This window comes from Gilvibacter sp. CC01, from assembly GCF_055755295.1.
Genome location: NZ_CM146909.1, coordinates 1576054 through 1597406, shown reverse-complemented (window position 1 = coordinate 1597406; position 21353 = coordinate 1576054). Strand labels below are relative to the sequence as shown.

Sequence of the window (21353 nt, the reverse complement as noted above, 5' to 3'; positions counted from 1 at the left end):
TGCTGTGGGCAAGGGCGATTTTTTATCCTTTTATTTTGTTGCTGACGTCTTCTGGTAATACGCGATATCCCATATTGTAGAGCGTAAAGCCAAAGAGATCGGCATAAAGCTCAATGGTTTTAGTAACTGGTGTTCCCGCGCCATGTCCTGCATCTTTTTCAATGCGGATCAAGGTCGGATTAGCTCCACCATTCTTGGCCTGAAGTTCTGCAGCGAATTTAAAACTGTGCGCTGGCACAACACGATCGTCGTGATCTGCTGTGGTTACCAAGGTAGCCGGATAATTCACTCCTTGCTCCACATTATGGACCGGGCTGTAACCCAGCAGATATTCAAACATTTCTTTGCTGTCTTCTGCGGTTCCATAATCGTAGGCCCATCCCGCACCGGCTGTAAAGGTATGATAGCGAAGCATGTCAAGCACGCCTACGGCTGGTAGCGCCACCTTCATTAGGTCTGGACGCTGAGTCATAACGGCGCCGACTAGTAACCCTCCATTAGAACCACCTCGAATGGCAAGGTAATCAGAGGAAGTATAGTTGTTTTCGATCAAGTATTCTCCGGCAGCGATGAAATCGTCAAATACATTTTGTTTTTGCATTTGCGTACCGGCATCGTGCCAAGCTTTTCCGTATTCGCCACCTCCACGAAGGTTAGGCACGGCATAAACACCGCCTTGTTCCATCCAAACTGCGTTGGCAATACTAAATCCAGGGTTGAGTGAGATATTGAATCCGCCGTAACCATAAAGGATAGTTGGGTTCTTACCATTAAGCTCTAAACCTTTTTTATGCGTAATGATCATAGGCACTTTGGTGCCATCTTTAGAGGTATAGAAAACTTGTTTACTCTCGTAATTGTCTGGGTTGAAATCGATGGCCGATTTGCGGTACAAGGCAACTTCTCCGCTATCTGCTTGATAGGTAAAAATGCTACCTGGTGTGTAGTAGTTGGTAAAGTTGAAATAGATCTCTTTTTCTTCTTTTTTGGAATAGAAACCCCCGGCAGAACCTATACCGGGCAATGCTACTTCACGCACTAGGCTTCCGTCATAGTTGTATTGCATCACCTTGGAGATGGCATCTACCGAATATTCTGCAAAGATGTATCCTCCACCTGTTGAAGGGCTGAGTACATGTTCGGTTTCAGGAATTACGTCTTCCCAATTCTCCCAACTTGGATTGCTGGCGTTGGTCTTAACAATACGTTGGTTAGGGGCATTGAGGTTGGTCACCAAATACAAGGTGTCTCCGTCATTGTCTAACATATAGGTGTCGCTGTCCACATTGTCTATAACAGTAATCAGTGGTCTGTCTGGGTTTTCCAGATCTTTCAAGAACATTTTATTTCCGGAGGTAGAAACCGAGGCGGAAATAGACAACCACTTGTTATCTTCAGAAACGCCACCACCTACATAACGGTGCTTTTCCGCTGGCGTTGCACCAAAGACAACTGGGTCTGCATCTTGGTCTGTTCCTAGCTTGTGGTAATACAATTTATGCTGATCGGTCTTGGCAGAAAGCTCACTGCCTTCTGGTTTGTCATAACTAGAGTAGTAGAATCCTTCGTTCTTGTACCAAGAGATACCAGAGAATTTCACATCGCGCAAGGTGTCTTCAATGATCTCTTTGGAGGCGACATCCATGATCAGGATCTTACGCCAATCGCTTCCACCCTCTGAAATGCTGTAAGCCGCTAGAGACCCATCCTCAGAGAAACTCAAACCTGATAGAGAAATGGTTCCGTCTTCTTTAAAAGTGTTCGGATCTAAGAATACTTCGGCGGTTTCTGGATCGTCTCCGGTTTTATATCGGTAAACTACGTATTGATTTTGCAGCCCGTCGTTCTTTCTAAAGTAGGTGTATTCGCCTTCTTTAAATGGAGCTGTTACTTTTTCGTAATTCCAAATGGATTTTAAACGCGCCTTGAGCTCGTCTCTAAAGGGAATGGTATCTAGAAAACCATTGGTTACCGCATTTTGTGCGTCTACCCATGCTTCTGTTTCTTTGCTTCTGTCGTCTTCTAACCAGCGGTATGGATCTGGAACGTCAACTCCGAAGTAAGTATCTACGGTGTCAACTTTTTTAGTTTTGTGATATTCCACAGTGGGTACAGGTTGAGAGGTGTTTTCTTGGCAGCTGATGGCCGCGATAGCCAAAACGGCTACTCCAATTATTCGCTTCATCGAAATTACAATTTAACCAGTGAAAAAAAGATCTTTTACCGCCTGTTTTAAAGGCAGCTAAAGGTAAGAAAAACTGCTCTTTGTTTTAAGATACAATTCGCAGTTTAACAGCAGCTTGAGACTCGCCTCAAGTAAACAGTGGTGTGTAAGCCTTCCAATATTTATAAATCAGCACAACATTGAGCCCAGCTACAACCAAAGCAATGCCTATGTCCGGTAGATCTAAAAAGATGTGGAACAAGACGATATTCAGTGATATCGGTGCCAAGAGGATCAGCGCAAAAGGTACCCATCGATTCAGCAAAAGCATAAGGCCAACCAGAATCTCCAAGGCCCCAACAATGTATAAGACATAACCGGTGGCATCTAAGGAAGTCATAAATTCTGCAGCCCTAGGTGGAAAAGCAGGCGGACTTAAAAACTCAAAGAATTTGTTTGCTCCAAAAACAAGTAAAGACAAGCCTAGGAGCCATTTCAGGATTTTAGAAAAGGTGGAATTCATACTAGGGGATGGTTAGTTAGTTGCACACAAGTATGAATTAAAGATACTAAAAATAAAAAACCCTGTGGTCTGAAGATCACAGGGTTAAGTATTTTAATAAAATCAGTTCCTATTGCTTCAAGAACTGTTTGTTGATCACTGCTCCACCAGTTTCGATCTTTACCACATAAGCTCCACTAGCAAGTGCTGCCACATTGATCGATTTGTTGGCAACCACACCAGACTGCACCAATGCACCGTTTAGGTTGTAAATGGTGTACTGCGCATCGGTAAGTGGCGTTCTATAATCCAATTGCAGGATCTCTGTCGCTGGGTTAGGATAAACAGTAAGAGCAACTTCGTTGGTTTGCTCTTCTACACTTAGCGGCTGGCCTTCATAGATAGTCACTACTTGATCTACAGCTACATCTTCGAAGGTGTCAACGGTTCCAGATGGCCATTTAACTACTAAAGTGTTGATGTTGGTATCTGCACCTGTTCCGAAGTGCGTGTTCAGCGTACTTAAGAAACGGAATCCTTCTCCATTGCGCACATCGCGAATTTGAGTCCCTGAATCGGTAGTCAATTCAATACGAGCTCCAATTCCGTTAATGTTACTAGGGTCTCCTACAGTGTTGATCACCAACCAGTGGTTATCGTTACCAGAATTGAGACGGATGAATCCAGAGTTGAAAGCATCGACAAATCCGTCGTTGTTCAAGTCTCCAAAAGCTCCGTTGCTTCCACTAATAGCACCAAAGTCAATGGTTGTAAAAGTTAGATCTCCGTTTCCGTAGAGGATGTTGCCGTTAGAAGCGATATCTAAGAAACCATCGTTGTTAAAGTCGTAAGTGGCATTCTCGATTCCTGTCGCTGTAACTGACAGTACACCTGAGGCGGCAGTTACATCGGTAAAGGTGTAGCCCGCTCCAGGACCGTTATTACGCATTAATTTATGTGCTCCGGAGCTGGCTCCTACAAACACGTCCATGTCGCCGTCGTTGTCAAAATCTCCCCAAGCAGAAGACCAAGTTTGCATTGGATCTGCAAGACCAATGGCCGCTCCGTTCTCCGTGAAAGTTCCGTCACCGTTGTTCAGGTGCATTTGGTTGGTTCTACGAGCAACCTCTCCACCACATTTAGCGATGAACATATCCAATAAACCGTCGTTGTTGTAGTCTATCCAAACCGATCCGTAGTTACCTCCAGAAGGATAATCCCCCAAGCCCCCTTGGTTAAAAGTCAAAGCTCCAGTACCGTCGTTAATGTAGTATACGTTTGGCGCAACATCGTGACAAACAAAAGCGTCCATGTCTCCATCGTTATTAATGTCTACAAAGTTGGAACGCTGAGAGAACACGAATTCTGGGCCAGAAACTTCTATAAAGCCATTTCCGGTTCCGTCAGAGCGCATAAAAGTCACTCCGCTACCACCACCGTAAAGCAGATCGGTGTAACCGTCGCGGTTGTAATCCGCAGCAGCTAATGACCAAGAAGGTGTATAGTTGGCCGAAGTTGTAGAAATATTGCGAGTTACAAAAGTTCCGTCGGCTTGTTGCTCTAAGATATTCACATTGGTAGAACTAATAGAAACTATGTCGTCTAGAAAGTCTCCATTCATATCTACTACAGCTCGGTTAGAGCCAGTAGTAGAGACGGAGGTGAATCCGAAACTAACCGGATCTACTGTCCCTGATTCTTGGGCAAAAACAGCTCCCACCGTAGTTAAGGCGAGGATGCTTAAAATAATTTTCTTCATCGTTTTTTAGTTAAGTGTTTCAATTTTTTAGTCGCAGGACTCAGTAAGTGAGTTGATCCAGGCTTCCACCATGGCAACAGCTTCTTCATCGCGTATAGTTCGGCCCAAAAGGGGCATGCGGTATTCTTCTGCCTCTGAGTTCACTCTAAAGAAGAGTACAGAAGTATCAATATCGCCAGGGACAACGATCTTGGTATTAGGCGGGATCGGAGTTTCGGGATCCACACAAACACCGAGGTTCACATTGTCCGCAGATTCGTTAAAGGCAAAGCGCACCGGGCGATAATCACAATGACGGTCGTCTGAGTGGCAATGCGCACAATTTATATCTACATAAGATCGCATTCTGAGGCTAATAGGTTGCGAGGTATCTCTCCAATCAATCACCGTTTGGATCTCAGCAGGCAGACCTTCTGCCAAATAACCCATGGCGATAAGTTTGCGCAATTGATTCTCTACGCCATCTGCATAAGGGTAATCACTGTTGATGTGTTGAGGTTTCAGACCGATAGGAATTGGATCCAATTGTGTTTTGTGGCAAGTAAAGCATTCCGCTTCGGATGGAATACGGTAGTTAATACTGCGTTCCACGCCGTCTTGTAGCCAATTTACCTCGGTAAAATCACCATCCAGATTCAAGGTGGCCTCTGTTTGGGCCTCATTCCAAATGTATTCGGCAAATTCCCAACCTTCGGCTGTGCGATAGATTAAACGGGTCTCAATGATCTGAGTGTCGCCAGCAGGCAATACATTGTCGTAATAGAAGGTTTTGATCAAAATAGTACCAACTGGCATCTGCAGTAACTCATATGATTCTGTGTACTGCGCTTGAGCACCATCTGGCATCCAAATGAATCGCTTCTTTAAGGCGTAATCGGTAAACAAGGTACTGATTGGCTCGTATGGCAATACACCATAGACCGGTTCTTGGTTGGCCATGGCACCTTCAAAGAAATTGTAATCTGAAAGATTGTCGTAAGGGAATTGTTCCAGATTGAAATTTACAGGACTGACAGGTGTGACTGTGACATTAATGGTTGCTCCTATGCAATTGTCTGTGCCGGATTCGCACAGAGCGTATTGCAGAGTGATGCTTCCGAATATGCCACCGTCTGCGGTATATTCTAAAAGATCATCGCTAGGGTCGTTGGGAGTGTTGTTGGGATCGAGTACGTTGGCTGTGCCAGAAGAAACGCTTTGTACCAGTAATTGGCCTTGAGTAGGCACATTGACATCGTTGGCAAAAACATCAATGATCACGGTTGCATTCTGAGCAACAAAGGCGACATCATCAATGGCTTCGTAGGCCAATGGTGAGTAGTCATTGTCGTCTGAATTACATCCTATCAGTACCCCTAGGGCAAGACAAGAGAGTCCAATCCTTTTAAAAAGGCTGATCATGGTTGGCACATTAGTGTAATAATTAAACAAGAACGGGACAAAAAACCCTACCACATAGGGTTTTAACAAAAATATTGTAAAAAAAACAACCATCCGAGCAGATGGTTGTTAATCTTTAAATGGGGATAGACCAGAATGTTTATCGGAACATCGGTTTGTACGCGTCCCAGTTTTTGTACATCAGGTATCCGTTCAATAAGGCTACCAAGATAGCAGGCCCGATATTTGGCAAATTCAAAAAGGCGTGGAACAATACTATATTAATGGAAATCGGCACCAACATTACTAAAGCTAATGGCACCCATTTTCTAATTACCAGGAGTAATCCAACGACAACTTCGGTAAGCCCTACAAGGCCCATCAAGTATCCTTTGCCTACATCTGTTGCGTCAGAATAACGCAGGGCAGTGAATAAATATTCGGCCTGAGGGTATCCGCTAAAATCAAAGTCTTGTAAAAACCAGAAGAATTTGTTGAAACCAAAAAGCAACAACATGAGTCCTAGTCCGACTCGGATAATAAGATTTAAATATTTCATTTTAACTGTTTTGGGTTGATTATGAGGTCTTAGACGAAGCCTCCCCAAACAGCTTACAAAAGATTTTCCTTATCTAAGTGTTGCGCTATCTGAACTGCATTGGTTGCCGCCCCTTTTCTGAGGTTATCACTCACGATCCACAAGTTCAAACTGTTGGCTTGACTCAGGTCTCGTCTAATTCGCCCAACAAAAACATCGTCCTTCTGGTGCGCATAAAGTGGCATAGGATACGTATTGGTATCCGGATTGTCTTGAACCACAACACCTTGAGTGGCGGCCAGCATGCTGCGGACTTCGCTGAGGTCAAAATCGTTTTCAAATTCAATGTTCACAGATTCTGAGTGGCCTCCCTCCGTCGGTATACGTACGGCTGTAGCTGTTAGCGCAATGCTTCTGTCATTTAGGATCTTTTGTGTCTCGCGAACTAGTTTGAATTCTTCTTTGGTGTAGCCGTTAGACTCAAATACGTCGCAATGTGGCAGGGCATTCTTATAGATTGGATACGGATAGGCCATTTCTCCTTGTACTCCGTTTACCTCGTTGTTCATTTGGTTTACCGCTTTGCTCCCAGTTCCAGAAACCGATTGATAGGTAGAGATCACCACACGCTTTATCTTGTACTTATCGTGCAGAGGTTTAAGCACCATAACCAATTGAATGGTAGAACAATTAGGATTGGCAATGATCTTGTCAGCTTTGCTGAGGTTATATGCATTGATCTCAGGAACTACCAAATTGATATCTTGTTCCATGCGCCAAGCCGACGAATTATCGACCACGGTACAACCGATCTCGGCAAATTTTGGCGCCCAGGCCTTAGAAGTATCACCTCCAGCAGAAAATAAGGCCAACTGAGGTTTCATGTCCAGCGCAGTTTCCATGTTTACCACCTTATACTGTTTCCCTTTGAACGCTATTTGGGTTCCTACCGAACGCGCTGAGGCAACCGGTATAAGTTCTTCAATTGGGAAATCGCGCTCTTCTAAAACGCGAAGCATGACCTGGCCTACCATTCCGGTAGCACCTACAACTGCTACTTTATACATGATTTAAAATTTAAAATGCAAAAGTAAAGCATGAGGCTTAAAGGAGGTCTAAAAAGAAACATAAAAAAACCGCCTTGGGGGTAGGCGGTTTCAGCTATCTAATCTTAAAAGAGATTACTTTTTAAGTAGGTCTCTGATCTCGGCAAGCAACTCTTCTTGAGTTGGTCCAGCCGGAGCCTCAGGAGCAGGCTCTTCTTTTTTCTTAGTCTTGTTGTAGGCCTTAACGATTATAAACAATACAAATCCTACAGTAATTAAGTTGATGATGGCATTCACCCACTTTCCATACATAATTGCATTTTCTGGAGAAGTCACGGTTCCATCAGCAGCAACTACGGCCTCGTCTAAAACGACTTTCATGTCGGCAAAGTCCAATCCGCCAGCGAAGTGCCCAACAATAGGCATCATGATGTCGCTAACAAATCCATTGACTACAAGACCAACAGCACCGGCCAGGATCACAGCCACTGCTAAATCAATGACGTTACCCGTCATGATAAAATCTCTAAATTCTTTTAACATGGAAATTGATGTATTAGTTAATTGACTACAAAGTACTAAAAACTAAGAAGGAATGTAGTCTGGCGAGCTGAAGTTTTTAACAGACTTATCGAAGAACGACGCGCTTTATTCGACCACCGACAGCCGTGAGTAATTCATAAGAGATGGTACTGGCTTTTTTTGCCAATTCTTCTGCGGATTGCTGCCGGCCAAATATTTCCACGGAGTCACCTTCTTGGCAGGCAATACCTGTCACATCTACCATAATCATGTCCATGCATACATTACCGACAATTGGTGCGTGTTTTCCGCTTACAATCACACTGCCAACACCCTTTCCTAAAGCACGCGGCAGACCATCGGCATGACCTACAGGCAAGGTTGCAATGGTCATTGCATCCGTAGCGATATGACCACGGTTGTAACCTACACTTTCACCTTGCTTTAATTGATGCAGTTGACTGATAACCGTCTTTAAACGCATGACCGGTTTGAGTTGTTTATCTAGACTCGCCTCATTGGCGTAACCGTAGAGGCCAATTCCAGTTCGGACAAGATCGTAATGTGCTTGCGGATAGTTAATGATACCAGAAGTATTGGTTGCGTGCGCAAAGAATTTGTCATCGCCGTTTTGTCGCAACGATGGGAGAATAGCATCGAATGCGCTAAGCTGTTTAAGGGTAAATTCTTTTTCTGCGGAGTCTTCACTAGCTGCTAAATGCGTAAAGGCCGATCGCAGACTCAGCGTATCTTCCTTTTGTATGGTCGTGGCAGCTAGAACAGCTTTAGCAGGGTCAAAGCCCAGCCTGTTCAAGCCAGTGTTTACTTTAAGGTGAACCGGATATGCAACTATTTTTTGGGTTTGTGAAAATTGAGTGAAAAGGTTCAACAGTCGCTCAGAATAAATACTTGGTTCCAAACACTTACTTACCAGAAGTTCGAAGTTGGCCGGCTGCGGATGCAAAACAAGAATAGGCAAAGTAACGCCTGCATCTCGTAAAAAGGCACCTTCGCTAACATAGGCTACGGCTAAATAGTTAACGCCCAGTTCTTGGAGTTCCAGAGCGATTGTAGTGGCATCACCTCCGTACCCATTGGCTTTAACCACCGCAAGCATGCGACAAGTTGGTGCCAATTTAGATCTTAAAAAACGATAGTTGTGTTGGAGTGCACCAAGGTCCAGTTCCAATACAGTTTCTGCAGCTAGACTCATGCTTTCTTTTGCTTCGGACTGATCTCTTCCGGATCCTTTACCTCCATTTTGGAGAGTTTCTCGCGGAGGTTCGCCTTGTAAAAAGCGGCGCGGCTCAAGGGCTCGTATTCGTCGGTTTCACCGAGTAATACCAAATTGTCATTGGCAGATTTTCTGTAGGAGTACTGCGCCAAGTTTCCGGTGCGCGTGCAAACCGCGTGAACTTTGGTCACATATTCCGCAGTTGCCATAAGTGCGGGCATTGGACCAAAAGGATTACCCTTGTAATCCATATCTAATCCGGCCACAATAACGCGAATGCCCCGGTTAGCCAGATCGTTACAGACCTTGACAATCTCGTCGTCAAAGAACTGCGCCTCATCGATACCGACCACATCGCAATTGTCTGCTAGAATAGGAATATTGGCCGCCGCTGGAACAGGAGTGGAGCGGATCTCGTTGCTGTCGTGAGAAACTACCATCTCATCATCGTAACGTCTGTCTACAGCTGGCTTGAAGATCTCCACGCGTTGTTTGGCGAATTGCGCGCGTTTTAATCTCCGGATGAGTTCCTCCGTTTTACCAGAGAACATAGAGCCGCAGATGACTTCTATCCATCCGAACTGTTCTTGCTGATTTACGGTGTTTTCGAGAAACATTTTGTAATTTACTACACGAAAAATGACAAAAATCCGTTAGAATTAACGGATGGCGTAAAGGTAACAAAACGTCCAAACAAAAAGGAGCTAATTTGATAAGTTATGGATTGAACTTTACTTTTTGAGATCGCAAACAGACTAACAAGAGCGAATCTTTTAAAATTCAAATCCAAAACTTCTGTAAAGTGAGAAGAATGAACAAGACCATCCATGCCGAATTGCGCGAATTGGCACAGGAAATATTAGACGGGCCCAAGGCACTCAGTGCAGTAGATCTCAAAGAGAAGGCTCAAAGACTGTATGAAAAACTCATCATATTGAGTCATTTGGAAGCTCAAGTGGGCGTAGATCCCTTGACCACTCCGGTACCAGATAGTGAATCATTAGACTCCAAGAGCTATAGAGAACAGAATTGGTTTACCGAACCTAAACCTGTTGAAAAACCAGTACACGATGATGAATTGGTGGAACCACTTATAGAAAAGATCAAAGACATAGTGGCTCAAATGCCAGAAGAGTCAGAGAAAGTAGACGCCTTGTTGGAGGAGGTTTTACCCAAAGCCAAGTACATCAAAAATGACTTAGAAGAACTTGCTGCAGATTACAAGCACACTCCAGTTTTTGAGCGTAAGCAAGAAACACCCCCAACACACACCGCCGTGGAAACTCCGGAAGCTCCAGAGGCTGCAGAAACCACGAACAATTCAGTAGATAAACCACGCTCGCTCAACGATGCCTCAGCCGCTAAAGCACAGATTGGGCTTAACGACAGGATTGCATTTATCAAACACCTTTTTGACAACAAACCAGAAGACTATGCTCGCGTAATGTCTCAACTGGATACTTGCAATTCGTTTCAGCAGGCCGAAGATTTCATCAATGGACAAGTAAAGCCGGAGTATAACTATTGGTTAGAAAAACAAGAGGTGGCTGAGCGTTTTATGAGTATAATAGAGCGTCGATTCTAAGCTTATGCATCCGGGAAAGCTTGTTTACTGGGCCAGTACAATGGCCATTTGCCTTATAATGGGCTATTCTGCAAGCATGTATTTTACCAATACGGAAATGGTAGAAGGTTTCTTCAGGCGTTTCAGCTATCCGGATTATTTGGTTATTCCGCTAGCTGTAGCCAAAGTTCTCGCCATTATCATGATCCTCTGGAGAAAGATCCCCTGGCTTACCGAGTGGGCCTATGCCGGTTTATTCTTTGACTTAGTACTCGCCTTTTTTGCCCACGAGCGTTTAGGAGATTCCGTTACCTTTGTACTGTTGGCAGCCATTGCGCTACTGCTATCGTACTTTTTTGGTAAATACTATCGATGAACGCTTCACTTTATTTGGTACCCACGCCGATAGGCAACCTAAAAGATATCACCTTACGAGCTTTAGAGGTGTTGCAGTCTGTTTCTCTTATTCTAGCAGAAGACACCCGTACCAGCGGGAAACTTTTAAAACATTACGAGATTGCTACTCCGATGCGTTCGTATCATATGCACAATGAGCATAAGGCTACTGCGGCTGTAGTCTCGCAGATGCAGGCCGGACAGACCATAGCTCTGATTTCTGACGCCGGAACCCCAGCAATTAGCGATCCTGGTTTTCTTTTGGTTCGAGAGGCCTTGGCAGCCGGATTAGAGGTGGAGTGCTTGCCGGGAGCTACAGCTTTGATACCTGCATTAGCCGCAAGCGGCTTGCCCTGTGAACGTTTTGTTTTCGAAGGTTTTTTACCCGTTAAGAAGGGCCGTGCAACGCGGTTAGAAAGTCTTAAAGACGAGCCTAGAACTATGGTGTTTTACGAATCTCCGCATAAGCTACTTAAAACTTTAACGCAGTTCGAGGAGTTGTTTGGAAGTGATCGCAAGGCTGTCGCTGCCCGAGAAATAACCAAACTGCACGAAGAATTGGTTCGTGGAACCCTATCAGAAATAAAAAGGCACTTTGAAACCAAAGCTCCTAAAGGTGAATTTGTTTTGGTGGTAGCCGGAGCTTCTTAAAGATGCTTCCCTTTATTCCAACCGTGTTTTCCTAAATATTGATTGCCACTTTCTATAGCGCCAACTTCAATAGAAGTACCCATAGAGTCGTTCCAACGATTTAGGTACCCGAATAAAGAGATCACACCGAGCATCTCAACGATCTCGCCTTCGTCCCAGTGTTCGTACAAGCGCGCTTTGATTGCCTTGTCTACTTGATTAGGTACAAGTGAAGCTGCTAATGAAAAGTCCAAAGCAGCGCGTTCTGCTTCGCTAAAGGCAGGGTGGGTGCGGTATTCCCAAATATTGTCTAATTGCTCTTGTTCCGCACCATAACGTTCTGCGGCGCGAATAGCGTGGGCCTGACAATAACGACATCCGGTGCTGTTACTACTCACCCAAGCGATCATACGTTTTAAGGCTGAGGTGACACGCCCTTCATTGGCCATAACTGCTTTGTTAAGGTTAATGAAAGCTTTGCTAATGGCTGGCCTGCGTTGCATGGTTAGTACGCTGTTTGGGCAAAAACCAAGGGTTTCGTTGAAAAATTCGGCCAGTTTGGCGGTTTCCGGATCGTGGTCCGGAGAAAGTGGAGTCACTAAAGGCATTGGTTCAATTTTTTATGTTGTGAATTTACAAATTTAAGGCGGTGAATCCGGGGATACCTTACACAAAAAACAGACTTTTGGCTACCTTTACCTGCAGAATAGAATCCGCAGTCACACCTCAGCAATTATGCAATGGAACCTCAAAGAAAAACCAGATAAAGCTACTGTACAGCAGCTCGCAACAGCATTGGGTATACCAGAAGTTGTGGCAATATTACTGGTTCAACGTGGTATCACAAGCTTTGAAGAGGCCAAGGACTTTTACAGGCCTTCCTTGGAGGCATTGCACGATCCCTTTTTAATGCAGGACATGCAGGCAGCTGTAGCTCGAATTGAGCTGGCTATAGCAGAAGAAGAGCTTATTATGGTATATGGTGATTACGATGTTGATGGCACCTGTAGTGTGGCACTTATGGCTTCTTATTTGTTGCAAAGGTATCCAAAGGTAACTACTTATATTCCAGATCGTTATGCCGAAGGCTATGGGGTTTCGCTTCAAGGCATTGATTTTGCACACGACAATGGGGTTGGACTTATTATTGCTCTGGATTGTGGCGTCAAGGCCATAGATCAAGTGGATTACGCCGCCATAAAGGGTATAGATTTCATTATTTGTGATCACCATACGCCGGGCGAAGCATTGCCAAATGCTGTAGCAGTTTTGGATCCGAAGCGATCGGATTGCCAATATCCTTACAAAGAGCTCTGTGGATGTGGTGTTGGTTTTAAACTCATACAAGCCTTGGGGCAGAACCGCGGAGAGCAGCTCCAGGATTTACTGCCTTATTTGGATCTTGTTGCAACGGCTATTGCTGCAGATATTGTTCCAATGACTGGAGAGAACAGGGTCTTGGCCGCTCATGGACTACAAGTGGTCAATGAGAATCCGCGACCTGGAATTCAGGCATTATTAGGACAACGAGATAAAGAGACCTACGATATTTCTGATCTCGTTTTTGTGGTGGCCCCACGGATCAATGCAGCTGGTAGAATGAAGCACGGAGATTATGCGGTGGCTTTGCTAATGGCGGATGCAGTTGATTCCTGCCTCGCATTTGCCCAAGAGATCGAAGCTTTCAATGCTTCTCGCAGAGCGACGGACGAACAGATCTCCGCAGAAGCTTTAGCTAAGATCTTGGATGAACAAGAAGAAGATAGAGCAACCACCGTGGTCTATGAACCGCATTGGCACAAAGGAGTTATAGGAATAGTCGCCTCTCGACTTATTGAGCAGTATTACCGGCCTACTTTGGTAATCACTAAATCTGGAGAGGTCTTGGCTGGTTCTGCCCGCTCTGTCAGCGGTTTTGATGTTTATGAGGCCTTAGCCGCCTGTAAGGAGCATATGATTCAATTCGGTGGACACAAATACGCCGCAGGCTTTACTTTAGAAGAATCCGAATACGAGAATTTCAAAGCGGCTTTTGAAAAAGTAGTCGGGCAAACCTTAGACGATTCCTTAAAGATTCCCCAGATCAGTGTGGACCTGCAGCTTTCATTTGCAGACATAACTCCTAAGTTCTACAGACTCATAAAACAGTTCGCACCATTCGGTCCGGGAAACCGCACTCCGGTTTTTGCTACTCGAAATCTGACAGACAGCGGTTGGGCAAAACCAGTTGGGTCAGACGGATCACATCTTAAGTTCAAAGCTACAGATGGACAATTCGCTTTTGACGCCATAGGCTTCGGTTTGGGTAAGAAAATCGATCTGATCAAAGATAAAGCACCTTTTGACCTGGTTTACAGTTTGGATGAGAACCATTGGAATGGTAGGGTAAGCTTACAGTTACGCGCAAAAGACCTGAAGAAGGCAGAATCCTAGCTGCATAGCGTAGAATTATGTACTTTTATTTTTGCAAAGCAAGGCCAAGGTTTTGTTCAACTAACGCAATTTTTCTGGGATGAAACAGATAATAATATTCTTATTGCTCATCATTGTGGGCATATTGGGCTATAACGCCTACAGTAAATACAAGAGATTCAATCCACCAGGGTCAACCTACCAGGCACCGGCCAATATTGACCTGAATTACTACGATCAGGAGGTTGTTGCAGATTATCATCAGGCGGTGGCCAAAGTAAATGGCCATGTGGCTCAGATGTGGAGTTTTCACAGTATTGATGTTAGAGCCCCTAAGAAAGACAACGAGGCCACAAAAGCTGCTGTGGTCACTTATGAAGAACTGATGGCCAAACTAAAAGGTCTTGAAGCTAAATTGCAGGAATCTGCTAGGCTCAAAGAAGCAGGCATGAACAATGTTCAGATAGAGGCTAAGGAAATGGGCTTAGATACTGCAAAGGCCTCTTTAAAGAGCAAAAAAGAAATGCTTTTGGGGTGGTTAGAAACGGCACCCGCAGACTTCGAATTCGGTATTGGATCAGAAGGCCCTTTGGTCTATGAAATTCAAGGTATTTTAATTAAGATGGGTTACCAGATGGAACACGATGGAATCTATCAATTAGCTACCACTAATGCCGTAGAATCATTTGAAAGAAAGAATGGTTTTTATGCCGATGGCCGAATGGATCCGTTAACGGCTTATGCGCTTTTGGCGAATTAGAATTAAGCTTCGAAAGTCTTTAGTTCAAAGGTCTCTCCATCAAACACACCATAGGTATAATGGTTTATCCAATCGCCAAGATTGATGTATTTCGACTGGGGGCCAACAGCGATCTGCATAGGTAAATGCCGATGACCAAAGATCAAATAATCGTAGTGCTTGCTCTCCAGTTTACGCTTACAATAGTGGACAAGCCATTCTCCATCTTCGCCCAGAAATTTTTTGTCTTCGTCTCCGGAGATAAGCTTGTTCTTTACCGATAAGTATTGCGCTAAGCGCATTCCCAGGTCTGGGTGAAACCAGCGAAAAAGCCAATTGAAGAAAGGGTTGGTAAAAACTTTCTTCATGCGTTTGTAACCAGTATCGCCAGGGCCTTTTCCATCTCCATGACCCAAAAGGAACTGCTTGCCATTGAACTCGAATTCCTGAATGTCTCTATAAGTAGGAATGTTCAATTCTTCTTCAAAATAGGACTTCATCCAAAGGTCGTGGTTGCCAACAAAAAAGTAGATCGGGATACCACTGTCGCGAATTTCGGCTAGTTTACCCAACACCCGGACAAAGCCTTTTGGCACTACCGTTTTGTATTCGAACCAAAAGTCGAAGAGATCTCCTAGCAGAAAAATAGCAGCAGCGTCGTGTTTTACTTCATCTAACCAACGGACAAATTTCTTTTCTCGCGGCAGACTCTCCTCTGGCGTTGGAGCACCTAAGTGATTGTCACTGGCGAAGTAGATTTTCTTTCCTGCAGGGATTTGCATGCGATAAAGATAGTAAATGCGCCTCTAGTTCTCAGAAGCGAACCACTCGGCAAAGCTAGTGGCGGTCTCTTGAAGTTTTAAGGAGTGCAACTTTATGCCATCTGGTAAGCGTTTGGCTATCTTCTCGGCAAAGTCAATCACCATCATTTCGCTGGTGGGCTGATAGTCAACCAGAAGCACATTGTGCCCTCTGTCTTGTAGCTCTTTCGCCAATTCCACATGCGGCGTATTCTTATTAAATACCGTTGCGTGATCAAAAACCTCTACGATCTCTTCTTTAACGATCTTTTTCAGGTCTCCAAAGTCGATGACCATGCCGTGTTTTACATGAGAGGGATCGGTAATGGGCTGCCCAATCACAGTCACATACAGGTTGTAACTGTGTCCGTGTACATTGCGGCATTTGCCGTCATAGCCCCACAGGGCGTGACCGGTTTCAAAAGAGAACTGTTTGGTAATTCTGATGTTGCTCATAGTTCCAATATGCGATGCAAAGGTATCAATTATGTGGTTCGCGCAAGGCCGTAATACTTATTTTTATACTTGATAATCAGGGCTAAGGCTCGGTACAGTATCCACACCAGCAGGGCGTACCAGATCCCATCCATCTGCCAACCAAAGTACTTGCTAATAAATAAAGTTGGGATAAAACCTAAAAGCGTAGAACCCAAGAGCACATTACGCAGGTATTTCATCTCTCCTAAGCCTTTAAAGACCGCGTCTAAAGTAAAGGCCATGGCACTAATTGGCATGGATATTAGTACATACCAAAAAATATCGTCGTACACAGCAAGCACTTCTGGCTCTTTGTTAAATAACACTCCCAAAGGTGTATAAAAGACAAGCCCCACTGTGATTAGAATAGCACTGACAATCAAATTATAACCACAAACTTTTTTGGTTAATGACCATAGGCCTTTGTAGTCCTGCCCGCCCAGTAAACGACCCCCTAGAATATTTCCGGCAGCCCCGTAACCATCTAAAAAGAAGGCAGCAAAGAGCCAAAGATTAATGGCTATGGTGTAGCCCGCAATTTCGTTGTCACCCAAAGCCGTGGCTTCTCTTACTGCCAGAATTAATGCGGCATTCAAGGCCAAGGAACGAATCACCAGATTACCCCACATGCTCACCAAACGTTTTACCTCTGGGTGCAAGGTCTTTTTAAAGCGCAAGGAGACTTTGGTCTTGGTTTTGAGCAGCACGGTCACTAATATGGCCATTACCGCTTGAGCGATCAAGCTGGCCCAGGCAGCACCTTTGATGTTCATAGGCTCAATAAAGCCTTCAATGCCGTATACCAAGGCAAAATCTAAAATAATGTTCACCACTACTCCCGTAGTTGCTACGATCATGGGCCAAAAGGTATTCTGTAAGCCGCGAAATATGCCAAATATTGCAAAGGTGTATAGTGTGAGGGGGAAGCCCCAAACGCGAATGTTGTAGTAATCTACGCTGTAATCCAGAATTCTTCCATCGGCTTCCATAAGAATAAAGATCTGCCGCGAAAAGAAATAAGTACTCGCCAAAATGATCAGGCTGGTCAACACATTAAAAAAGACAGCTTGCGCCGGAAAGCTGCGGAGTTTATCTAAATTCCCAGCTCCTAAGTTTTGACTGATGATAGCCGTTATGGCAGAACGAGATTGCCCCAACACCCAAATAAAGGTAGAGAGTAGTGTACCGACTATACCTGCCGCAGCCAGCGATTCTTTACCAAATTCGGGGATGTTACCCACCACAGCCGTGTCGGTGAGCGAAAGCACAGGTTCTGCTATCCCCGATATTATCGCTGGGATGGCCAGTTGCTGTATCCTTTTAAAAGAGATATCAACCAAGAGCTTTAGGATTTAAAGGCAGTTCGTAACAATAAAAAGGGTGCTCACTTTGCTTAGGGAAGTATATATTGCCCAATCGTTTGTATCCACGCGCTTCGTAAAACTTTTGATTCCTGTGATTCTGGCTAAAGGTATCTAGCCGGATGGATTCCACATTGTTCACTCTTGCAAGCCCTTCTGCAAAATCCATTAGTGATCTGGCTAAACCCTGACCTTGAAACTCAGGATGCACCGCCAACCGATGTATGTAATATTGCTTTCCATCTTTGGTGAGCCAATCGATCTCCTCGTATTCGGCATCTTTGTGGGTGGAAATGGTAATGGTACCTGCAAGGATCTCATCTTGAAACAAGAGGTAGAGCTCTTGGCGTTTTAAGTCGAGCTCAAAAGCCTCTTTAGACGGATAATGCGCATTCCATTGGTAGATCCCACGGGAGATCATATCCTGAGCACAAGCCTTTGTAAGGGCCAGTATTTGAGGTATTTCTTCTTTTTTTGCGAGCCGAATCATTAATTCGCATTACTTTTGTACAAAGGTAATTAAAGCCACCACCAAAATGAAGAAGATAATCGTACCGGTTGGAAATACCGAAAACGGAATCAACAATTTGAACTATGCTGTGAAGTTTGCATCCATGAGTGGTGCCACGGTTTATTTGGTAAATCTATACAGAGAGTTCTCTAAAGTTGGTGGGCTTACCAAGGTGAATGAATTACTGCACGAAGAGAGTGAAGCCCAACTGCAAAAGATCATTGATTCTGTAGATACTGGCGACGTAGAAGTTTTGGCTCGCGCTATTAAAGGCGATCCTTTTGAAGGGATTACCCGCATTTCCAATCAGTTGGAGGTTGATCTGATGATTGTTTCTCCGCAGAGCATAGACATCAAAGATGAGGTGTATTTGGGGAGTATCACCGGGAAGATCATTAAAGAGACGGACATTCCAGTCTTAGTAATTCCTCAGGATTATATTTTTAGAAAGGTGGAGGTGATCTTGATGGCTATTAAAAGCGGTAAGATCGTTAAAGAAGGCTTGCTGGATCCGCTTAAAGCCATGCTTGACCTTTTCTCTGCCCGTTTGAATGTACTACATGTGATAACTCCAGATTCAGAGGACAGTGACCTAGAGCACGATGAGGCTTTGAAGGCCTTAGAGAATAAATGCACCACAACAGAGAATGCAACCATTTACCAAGGGGTGTTGGAGCACTTCCAGTCTAACAATCCAGATATGTTGTGTGTGATCCGCAGAAAGCGCGGATTCTTCCAAAAGCTGTGGGAAACCTCGGCGGTTATGAAAAAAGACTTTTACACCAGCAAACCTTTGCTGATCTTAAGCGGTCAAGAATAAAATTTTATTATTTTTGCTTCCCGCAATGGGGATGTAGCTCAGTTGGCTAGAGCGCTTGACTGGCAGTCAAGAGGTCGTCGGTTCGAGCCCGATCTTCTCCACATCAAGCAGAAAATCCACACTGAAAAGTGTGGATTTTCTATTTGCATAAGTGCGAGTCATTTCGGAACATTTTTCTTCGAAAAATGAATCCGAAGAGTGCGAGAATGTTCGGAAGATTTGGCGAAGTCAAATCAATCCGAATCTTATTTTGTGCTTGAAGTCAGCACCAGACAGAGTCTGGCGCTAGCGGGCGCCACTTTATTTGACAACCTTTAGCCCTGGAATTATAAACTTCAATGTATCAATTCCTTTTATTACAGTTAGCAACTCGCTATATTTTTGTTTTTTTAACCTGTAAGGAGGCATAATATCTTTTAAATAGATATGCTTTTCAGAGGAGGTTTTAATAACGGCTGCTTCTGATATTGGAATACTGTCCTTAAAAAATATAAAGCCTTTGTTTCTTTTTATACTTGTTATCTCTAGATTAAATTCAGTCTTATATTCAATCGTAGGTTTATCTTTAAAAAGAATTAAAATTAATACTAGCATACTGAATGATAGCATTAATATTAAAGCTAAAACTCCAAGGTTGAATTTTATTATTCTCATTAAAATTTTATTTTTAAAAGCCCTCTGCAAGTAACAGAAAGACCCATCGCTAGCGCCAGACTCCGTCTGGTGCTTCAATAACCCAAAAAACCAATCTCATCAATTTCAAGAATAGAACCTTTTCCAGAGAAGTTGCGCGCGCTGCTCCATTTCCAATGAGAAGGTTTAGTTACAAATCCAGCCTTTACAGGATTGTTGTGAATATAATCTAATTTTTGTTTTATCACTTTATTACTCCAAAGCTCAATAGGATGGTTATGATGTTGCCAAAATTGGAAATGCCAGACATCATTATTGCCTTTTGCAGCAATACTAAACATAGATAAAAGCCATTCCTTACGACTTTCTCTAGAGTGAGATTGAATCGTCTCAATCAGCTGTTTGGAAGTAAACCTTTTAAAATCTCTTAACAAGGACGAATGTTCTCCATGTTTTGATCTAAAAATCAGATGAACATGACTAGGCATAAAACAGAACGCATAAACTTCCATACCCTTATTTGCTCTACAAAAGGAGAGACTTTTAGCCAAAACATTAAAGTATACCGCACGGGTAAAGACATCGACCCAATTAACGGTAGCAAACGAAACAAAATATGCTGCAGTTGGATTATGGAATTTGTATTTCCTGCTCATAATCCGAAGCTACAAAAGAGTTTCTGCAGATATCTATTGTAATTGAACCCATTTATGAATTTACAGTTATGGTTCTATAATTTATAATTAGCACCGGACGGACAATACAACACCAGACGGAGTCTGGCGCTAGCGTGTGAGCTCTGTTCTACTTCACGGGGCGCCTAAACCAAAAAAGCCCAGCTCTAAAAGAGACAGGCCTTTTATTAAAGTTCAAAGATTGGTTATTTCTTTTTAAAGAGTCCGCCAATAAGTAATGAATACAAGATTCCCATAATAGTGGTATTTAGTTAGTTTCTTAAAGTTATGGCTACTGTGTGCCAAATCAAAATATCAGGGGCTGCCCCTTTAACAGCTATTTAGGTTTCTGCGGCTGCTTTTTAACAACGCCTTACGAGTATCAGTTCGCAATTTTCCCGTAGTTAGCACATGCTTTCTAACCAACGCATTTTACTTTATCTATTCTTGCTGATGGGCACTGTTTGTTTTGGGCAAAGTCTAAGCGGCAGAGTCACCGACGAACAAGGCAAGTCTTTAGAAGGGATCACGGTGATTAACATCAGCAAAGTCAAAGGAACCGTAACCAATAATAAAGGTGCTTATCAGATAAGTTATACCGATGGAGACACTATTGTCTTTGCCGGATTGGGGTTTGCGAATTTCGAATTTGTCGCTAAGGATCTGCCTGGGGATATGGGACCATTAAACATCACCATGACCCTAGAAACCACAGAGCTTGATGAGGTTGTGGTAAGTTCGGACCAACTCTCTGACGAACAAATTGCCGAGATCATACAGCAGAACTTTGGGTTGATCATGCCCACCAAAGTACTCAGCAATGCGGAGAAAAAACTCTATTCTGCCTCCTCTGCTCACGACTATGGCGCCGTCTCTTTTGATTATATTTTGAATCTCATAAACGGCCGGATCAAAAGTCTTAGAACCTTAAACAATTGGGAAAAGCAAGATGCTCTAATTGACAAGCTACAGGCTGCCTTGCCAGAAGAATTCTTTAAAGAGGAATTGGGCTTGGAGGCCGTTGACATCTATCCCTTTTTATTGTATTGTGTGGAAACTTCTAGTGCTGTTCCGACTCCGGATAAATTAAATTTGACCCTTACGGAATTCCTGTTGGCTAAGTGGAAGCAGTACCAAGAGCAAAGGGATTAAATTTGGTTTTCTCCTGCTGAGGTTTTAGCTTGCTGTTAC

23 protein-coding genes and 1 tRNA gene are annotated in these 21353 nt (G+C 43.8%); 8 read left to right on the top strand and 16 right to left on the bottom strand.

The features are described from left to right. Positions 1-22: 22 nt before the first annotated feature. The 9 genes from AC0J2F_RS07535 to AC0J2F_RS07495 all read right to left on the bottom strand — a co-directional run bounded on the left by AC0J2F_RS07535 (position 23) and on the right by AC0J2F_RS07495 (position 9762). Positions 23-2185, bottom strand: coding sequence for a prolyl oligopeptidase family serine peptidase (locus AC0J2F_RS07535; protein WP_473007113.1), 2163 nt, complete (start codon positions 2183-2185; stop codon positions 23-25). A 127-nt stretch (positions 2186-2312) separates the two neighbouring features. After that, entirely contained in the window at positions 2313-2687 is a 375-nt protein-coding gene (locus AC0J2F_RS07530) for a DoxX family membrane protein (RefSeq protein ID WP_087523881.1), read from the bottom strand. A 109-nt stretch (positions 2688-2796) separates the two neighbouring features. Then, positions 2797-4425 carry an FG-GAP-like repeat-containing protein gene (locus tag AC0J2F_RS07525; RefSeq protein ID WP_473007112.1) on the bottom strand — a complete coding sequence of 543 codons (1629 nt, stop codon included), beginning with the start codon at positions 4423-4425 and terminating at the stop codon, positions 2797-2799. 27 nt (positions 4426-4452) lie between these two features. Continuing rightward, complete coding sequence (locus AC0J2F_RS07520; protein WP_473007111.1) at positions 4453-5826, bottom strand: hypothetical protein; 1374 nt, start codon at positions 5824-5826, stop codon at positions 4453-4455. A gap of 139 nt (positions 5827-5965) precedes the next feature. Then, on the bottom strand, positions 5966-6364 hold the full coding sequence (locus AC0J2F_RS07515; protein ID WP_087523884.1) for a DoxX family membrane protein: 399 nt from the start codon (positions 6362-6364) through the stop codon (positions 5966-5968). Positions 6365-6417: 53 nt separating this feature from the next. Beyond that, positions 6418-7410 (bottom strand): aspartate-semialdehyde dehydrogenase, encoded by a 993-nt coding sequence (locus tag AC0J2F_RS07510; protein WP_473007110.1) that lies wholly within the window; start codon positions 7408-7410, stop codon positions 6418-6420. A 114-nt stretch (positions 7411-7524) separates the two neighbouring features. Continuing rightward, positions 7525-7932: a large conductance mechanosensitive channel protein MscL gene (mscL, locus tag AC0J2F_RS07505; RefSeq protein WP_473007109.1), complete on the bottom strand. Its 408-nt coding sequence runs from the start codon at positions 7930-7932 to the stop codon at positions 7525-7527. 85 nt (positions 7933-8017) lie between these two features. Further along, complete coding sequence (alr, locus tag AC0J2F_RS07500) at positions 8018-9124, bottom strand: alanine racemase (RefSeq protein ID WP_473007108.1); 1107 nt, start codon at positions 9122-9124, stop codon at positions 8018-8020. Beyond that, complete coding sequence (locus AC0J2F_RS07495; protein ID WP_087523888.1) at positions 9121-9762, bottom strand: thymidine kinase; 642 nt, start codon at positions 9760-9762, stop codon at positions 9121-9123. Before AC0J2F_RS07495 ends, alr begins: the two co-directional genes overlap by 4 nt. 194 nt (positions 9763-9956) lie before the next feature. Here AC0J2F_RS07495 and AC0J2F_RS07490 point away from each other — a divergent pair, with 194 nt between their 5' ends. From AC0J2F_RS07490 to rsmI, 3 genes are read left to right on the top strand one after another with little or no spacing between them, the layout of a single operon-like run. Then, positions 9957-10730, top strand: coding sequence for a hypothetical protein (locus AC0J2F_RS07490; RefSeq protein WP_473007107.1), 774 nt, complete (start codon positions 9957-9959; stop codon positions 10728-10730). 4 nt (positions 10731-10734) lie between these two features. After that, positions 10735-11085, top strand: coding sequence for a DoxX family protein (locus tag AC0J2F_RS07485; protein WP_473007106.1), 351 nt, complete (start codon positions 10735-10737; stop codon positions 11083-11085). After that, positions 11082-11756: a 16S rRNA (cytidine(1402)-2'-O)-methyltransferase gene (gene rsmI, locus AC0J2F_RS07480; protein ID WP_473007105.1), complete on the top strand. Its 675-nt coding sequence runs from the start codon at positions 11082-11084 to the stop codon at positions 11754-11756. Before AC0J2F_RS07485 ends, rsmI begins: the two co-directional genes overlap by 4 nt. On the opposite strand, the gene AC0J2F_RS07475 is transcribed toward rsmI, so the two are convergent. Then, the gene (locus AC0J2F_RS07475; protein WP_473007104.1) at positions 11753-12343 is read right to left on the bottom strand and encodes a carboxymuconolactone decarboxylase family protein; all 591 of its coding nucleotides are present in this window, start codon (positions 12341-12343) and stop codon (positions 11753-11755) included. The genes rsmI and AC0J2F_RS07475 overlap by 4 nt on opposite strands. A 127-nt stretch (positions 12344-12470) precedes the next feature. Here AC0J2F_RS07475 and recJ point away from each other — a divergent pair, with 127 nt between their 5' ends. Then, on the top strand, positions 12471-14168 hold the full coding sequence (gene recJ, locus AC0J2F_RS07470) for a single-stranded-DNA-specific exonuclease RecJ (RefSeq protein ID WP_473007103.1): 1698 nt from the start codon (positions 12471-12473) through the stop codon (positions 14166-14168). A 79-nt stretch (positions 14169-14247) separates the two neighbouring features. Continuing rightward, positions 14248-14907 (top strand): peptidoglycan-binding protein, encoded by a 660-nt coding sequence (locus AC0J2F_RS07465; RefSeq protein WP_374959811.1) that lies wholly within the window; start codon positions 14248-14250, stop codon positions 14905-14907. Positions 14908-14909: 2 nt separating this feature from the next. On the opposite strand, the gene AC0J2F_RS07460 is transcribed toward AC0J2F_RS07465, so the two are convergent. The 4 genes from AC0J2F_RS07460 to AC0J2F_RS07445 are packed head-to-tail and all read right to left on the bottom strand — an operon-like array spanning position 14910 to position 18014. Beyond that, positions 14910-15668, bottom strand: a complete 759-nt coding sequence (locus AC0J2F_RS07460) for a UDP-2,3-diacylglucosamine diphosphatase (protein WP_087523894.1) — start codon at positions 15666-15668, stop codon at positions 14910-14912. Positions 15669-15692: 24 nt separating this feature from the next. Then, on the bottom strand, positions 15693-16142 hold the full coding sequence (locus AC0J2F_RS07455) for a 6-pyruvoyl trahydropterin synthase family protein (protein ID WP_087523895.1): 450 nt from the start codon (positions 16140-16142) through the stop codon (positions 15693-15695). 29 nt (positions 16143-16171) lie between these two features. Then, a complete protein-coding gene (locus AC0J2F_RS07450; protein ID WP_087523896.1) occupies positions 16172-17503 on the bottom strand; it encodes an MATE family efflux transporter in 1332 nt (443 codons plus the stop codon). After that, on the bottom strand, positions 17496-18014 hold the full coding sequence (locus AC0J2F_RS07445; RefSeq protein WP_473007102.1) for a GNAT family N-acetyltransferase: 519 nt from the start codon (positions 18012-18014) through the stop codon (positions 17496-17498). Before AC0J2F_RS07445 ends, AC0J2F_RS07450 begins: the two co-directional genes overlap by 8 nt. 46 nt (positions 18015-18060) lie before the next feature. Here AC0J2F_RS07445 and AC0J2F_RS07440 point away from each other — a divergent pair, with 46 nt between their 5' ends. Then, positions 18061-18855: a universal stress protein gene (locus tag AC0J2F_RS07440; protein ID WP_473007101.1), complete on the top strand. Its 795-nt coding sequence runs from the start codon at positions 18061-18063 to the stop codon at positions 18853-18855. A 27-nt stretch (positions 18856-18882) separates the two neighbouring features. Further along, a tRNA-Ala gene (locus AC0J2F_RS07435) sits at positions 18883-18956 on the top strand. Between the two features lie 199 nt (positions 18957-19155). Here the strand turns inward: AC0J2F_RS07435 and AC0J2F_RS07430 are convergent. Together AC0J2F_RS07430 and AC0J2F_RS07425 are read right to left on the bottom strand one after the other, a co-directional pair. Continuing rightward, complete coding sequence (locus AC0J2F_RS07430; RefSeq protein ID WP_473007100.1) at positions 19156-19509, bottom strand: hypothetical protein; 354 nt, start codon at positions 19507-19509, stop codon at positions 19156-19158. 74 nt (positions 19510-19583) lie between these two features. Then, the gene (locus tag AC0J2F_RS07425) at positions 19584-20144 is read right to left on the bottom strand and encodes an REP-associated tyrosine transposase (protein WP_473007099.1); all 561 of its coding nucleotides are present in this window, start codon (positions 20142-20144) and stop codon (positions 19584-19586) included. A 471-nt stretch (positions 20145-20615) separates the two neighbouring features. On the opposite strand from AC0J2F_RS07425, the gene AC0J2F_RS07420 reads away from it, so the two are divergent. Then, entirely contained in the window at positions 20616-21314 is a 699-nt protein-coding gene (locus tag AC0J2F_RS07420; protein ID WP_374957500.1) for a carboxypeptidase-like regulatory domain-containing protein, read from the top strand. Positions 21315-21353: the final 39 nt, after the last annotated feature.

What these genes read in the sequence shown, in the direction of transcription:
- AC0J2F_RS07535 (WP_473007113.1), bottom strand. Translation starts at nt 2,185, where the DNA reads ATGAAGCGAATAATTGGAGTAGCCGTTTTGGCTATCGCGGCCATCAGC.
- AC0J2F_RS07530 (WP_087523881.1), bottom strand. Translation starts at nt 2,687, where the DNA reads ATGAATTCCACCTTTTCTAAAATCCTGAAATGGCTCCTAGGCTTGTCT.
- AC0J2F_RS07525 (WP_473007112.1), bottom strand. Translation starts at nt 4,425, where the DNA reads ATGAAGAAAATTATTTTAAGCATCCTCGCCTTAACTACGGTGGGAGCT.
- AC0J2F_RS07520 (WP_473007111.1), bottom strand. Translation starts at nt 5,826, where the DNA reads ATGATCAGCCTTTTTAAAAGGATTGGACTCTCTTGTCTTGCCCTAGGG.
- AC0J2F_RS07515 (WP_087523884.1), bottom strand. Translation starts at nt 6,364, where the DNA reads ATGAAATATTTAAATCTTATTATCCGAGTCGGACTAGGACTCATGTTG.
- AC0J2F_RS07510 (WP_473007110.1), bottom strand. Translation starts at nt 7,410, where the DNA reads ATGTATAAAGTAGCAGTTGTAGGTGCTACCGGAATGGTAGGCCAGGTC.
- mscL (WP_473007109.1), bottom strand. Translation starts at nt 7,932, where the DNA reads ATGTTAAAAGAATTTAGAGATTTTATCATGACGGGTAACGTCATTGAT.
- alr (WP_473007108.1), bottom strand. Translation starts at nt 9,124, where the DNA reads ATGAGTCTAGCTGCAGAAACTGTATTGGAACTGGACCTTGGTGCACTC.
- AC0J2F_RS07495 (WP_087523888.1), bottom strand. Translation starts at nt 9,762, where the DNA reads ATGTTTCTCGAAAACACCGTAAATCAGCAAGAACAGTTCGGATGGATA.
- AC0J2F_RS07490 (WP_473007107.1), top strand. Translation starts at nt 9,957, where the DNA reads ATGAACAAGACCATCCATGCCGAATTGCGCGAATTGGCACAGGAAATA.
- AC0J2F_RS07485 (WP_473007106.1), top strand. Translation starts at nt 10,735, where the DNA reads ATGCATCCGGGAAAGCTTGTTTACTGGGCCAGTACAATGGCCATTTGC.
- rsmI (WP_473007105.1), top strand. Translation starts at nt 11,082, where the DNA reads ATGAACGCTTCACTTTATTTGGTACCCACGCCGATAGGCAACCTAAAA.
- AC0J2F_RS07475 (WP_473007104.1), bottom strand. Translation starts at nt 12,343, where the DNA reads ATGCCTTTAGTGACTCCACTTTCTCCGGACCACGATCCGGAAACCGCC.
- recJ (WP_473007103.1), top strand. Translation starts at nt 12,471, where the DNA reads ATGCAATGGAACCTCAAAGAAAAACCAGATAAAGCTACTGTACAGCAG.
- AC0J2F_RS07465 (WP_374959811.1), top strand. Translation starts at nt 14,248, where the DNA reads ATGAAACAGATAATAATATTCTTATTGCTCATCATTGTGGGCATATTG.
- AC0J2F_RS07460 (WP_087523894.1), bottom strand. Translation starts at nt 15,668, where the DNA reads ATGCAAATCCCTGCAGGAAAGAAAATCTACTTCGCCAGTGACAATCAC.
- AC0J2F_RS07455 (WP_087523895.1), bottom strand. Translation starts at nt 16,142, where the DNA reads ATGAGCAACATCAGAATTACCAAACAGTTCTCTTTTGAAACCGGTCAC.
- AC0J2F_RS07445 (WP_473007102.1), bottom strand. Translation starts at nt 18,014, where the DNA reads ATGATTCGGCTCGCAAAAAAAGAAGAAATACCTCAAATACTGGCCCTT.
- AC0J2F_RS07440 (WP_473007101.1), top strand. Translation starts at nt 18,061, where the DNA reads ATGAAGAAGATAATCGTACCGGTTGGAAATACCGAAAACGGAATCAAC.
- AC0J2F_RS07430 (WP_473007100.1), bottom strand. Translation starts at nt 19,509, where the DNA reads ATGAGAATAATAAAATTCAACCTTGGAGTTTTAGCTTTAATATTAATG.
- AC0J2F_RS07425 (WP_473007099.1), bottom strand. Translation starts at nt 20,144, where the DNA reads ATGAGCAGGAAATACAAATTCCATAATCCAACTGCAGCATATTTTGTT.
- AC0J2F_RS07420 (WP_374957500.1), top strand. Translation starts at nt 20,616, where the DNA reads ATGGGCACTGTTTGTTTTGGGCAAAGTCTAAGCGGCAGAGTCACCGAC.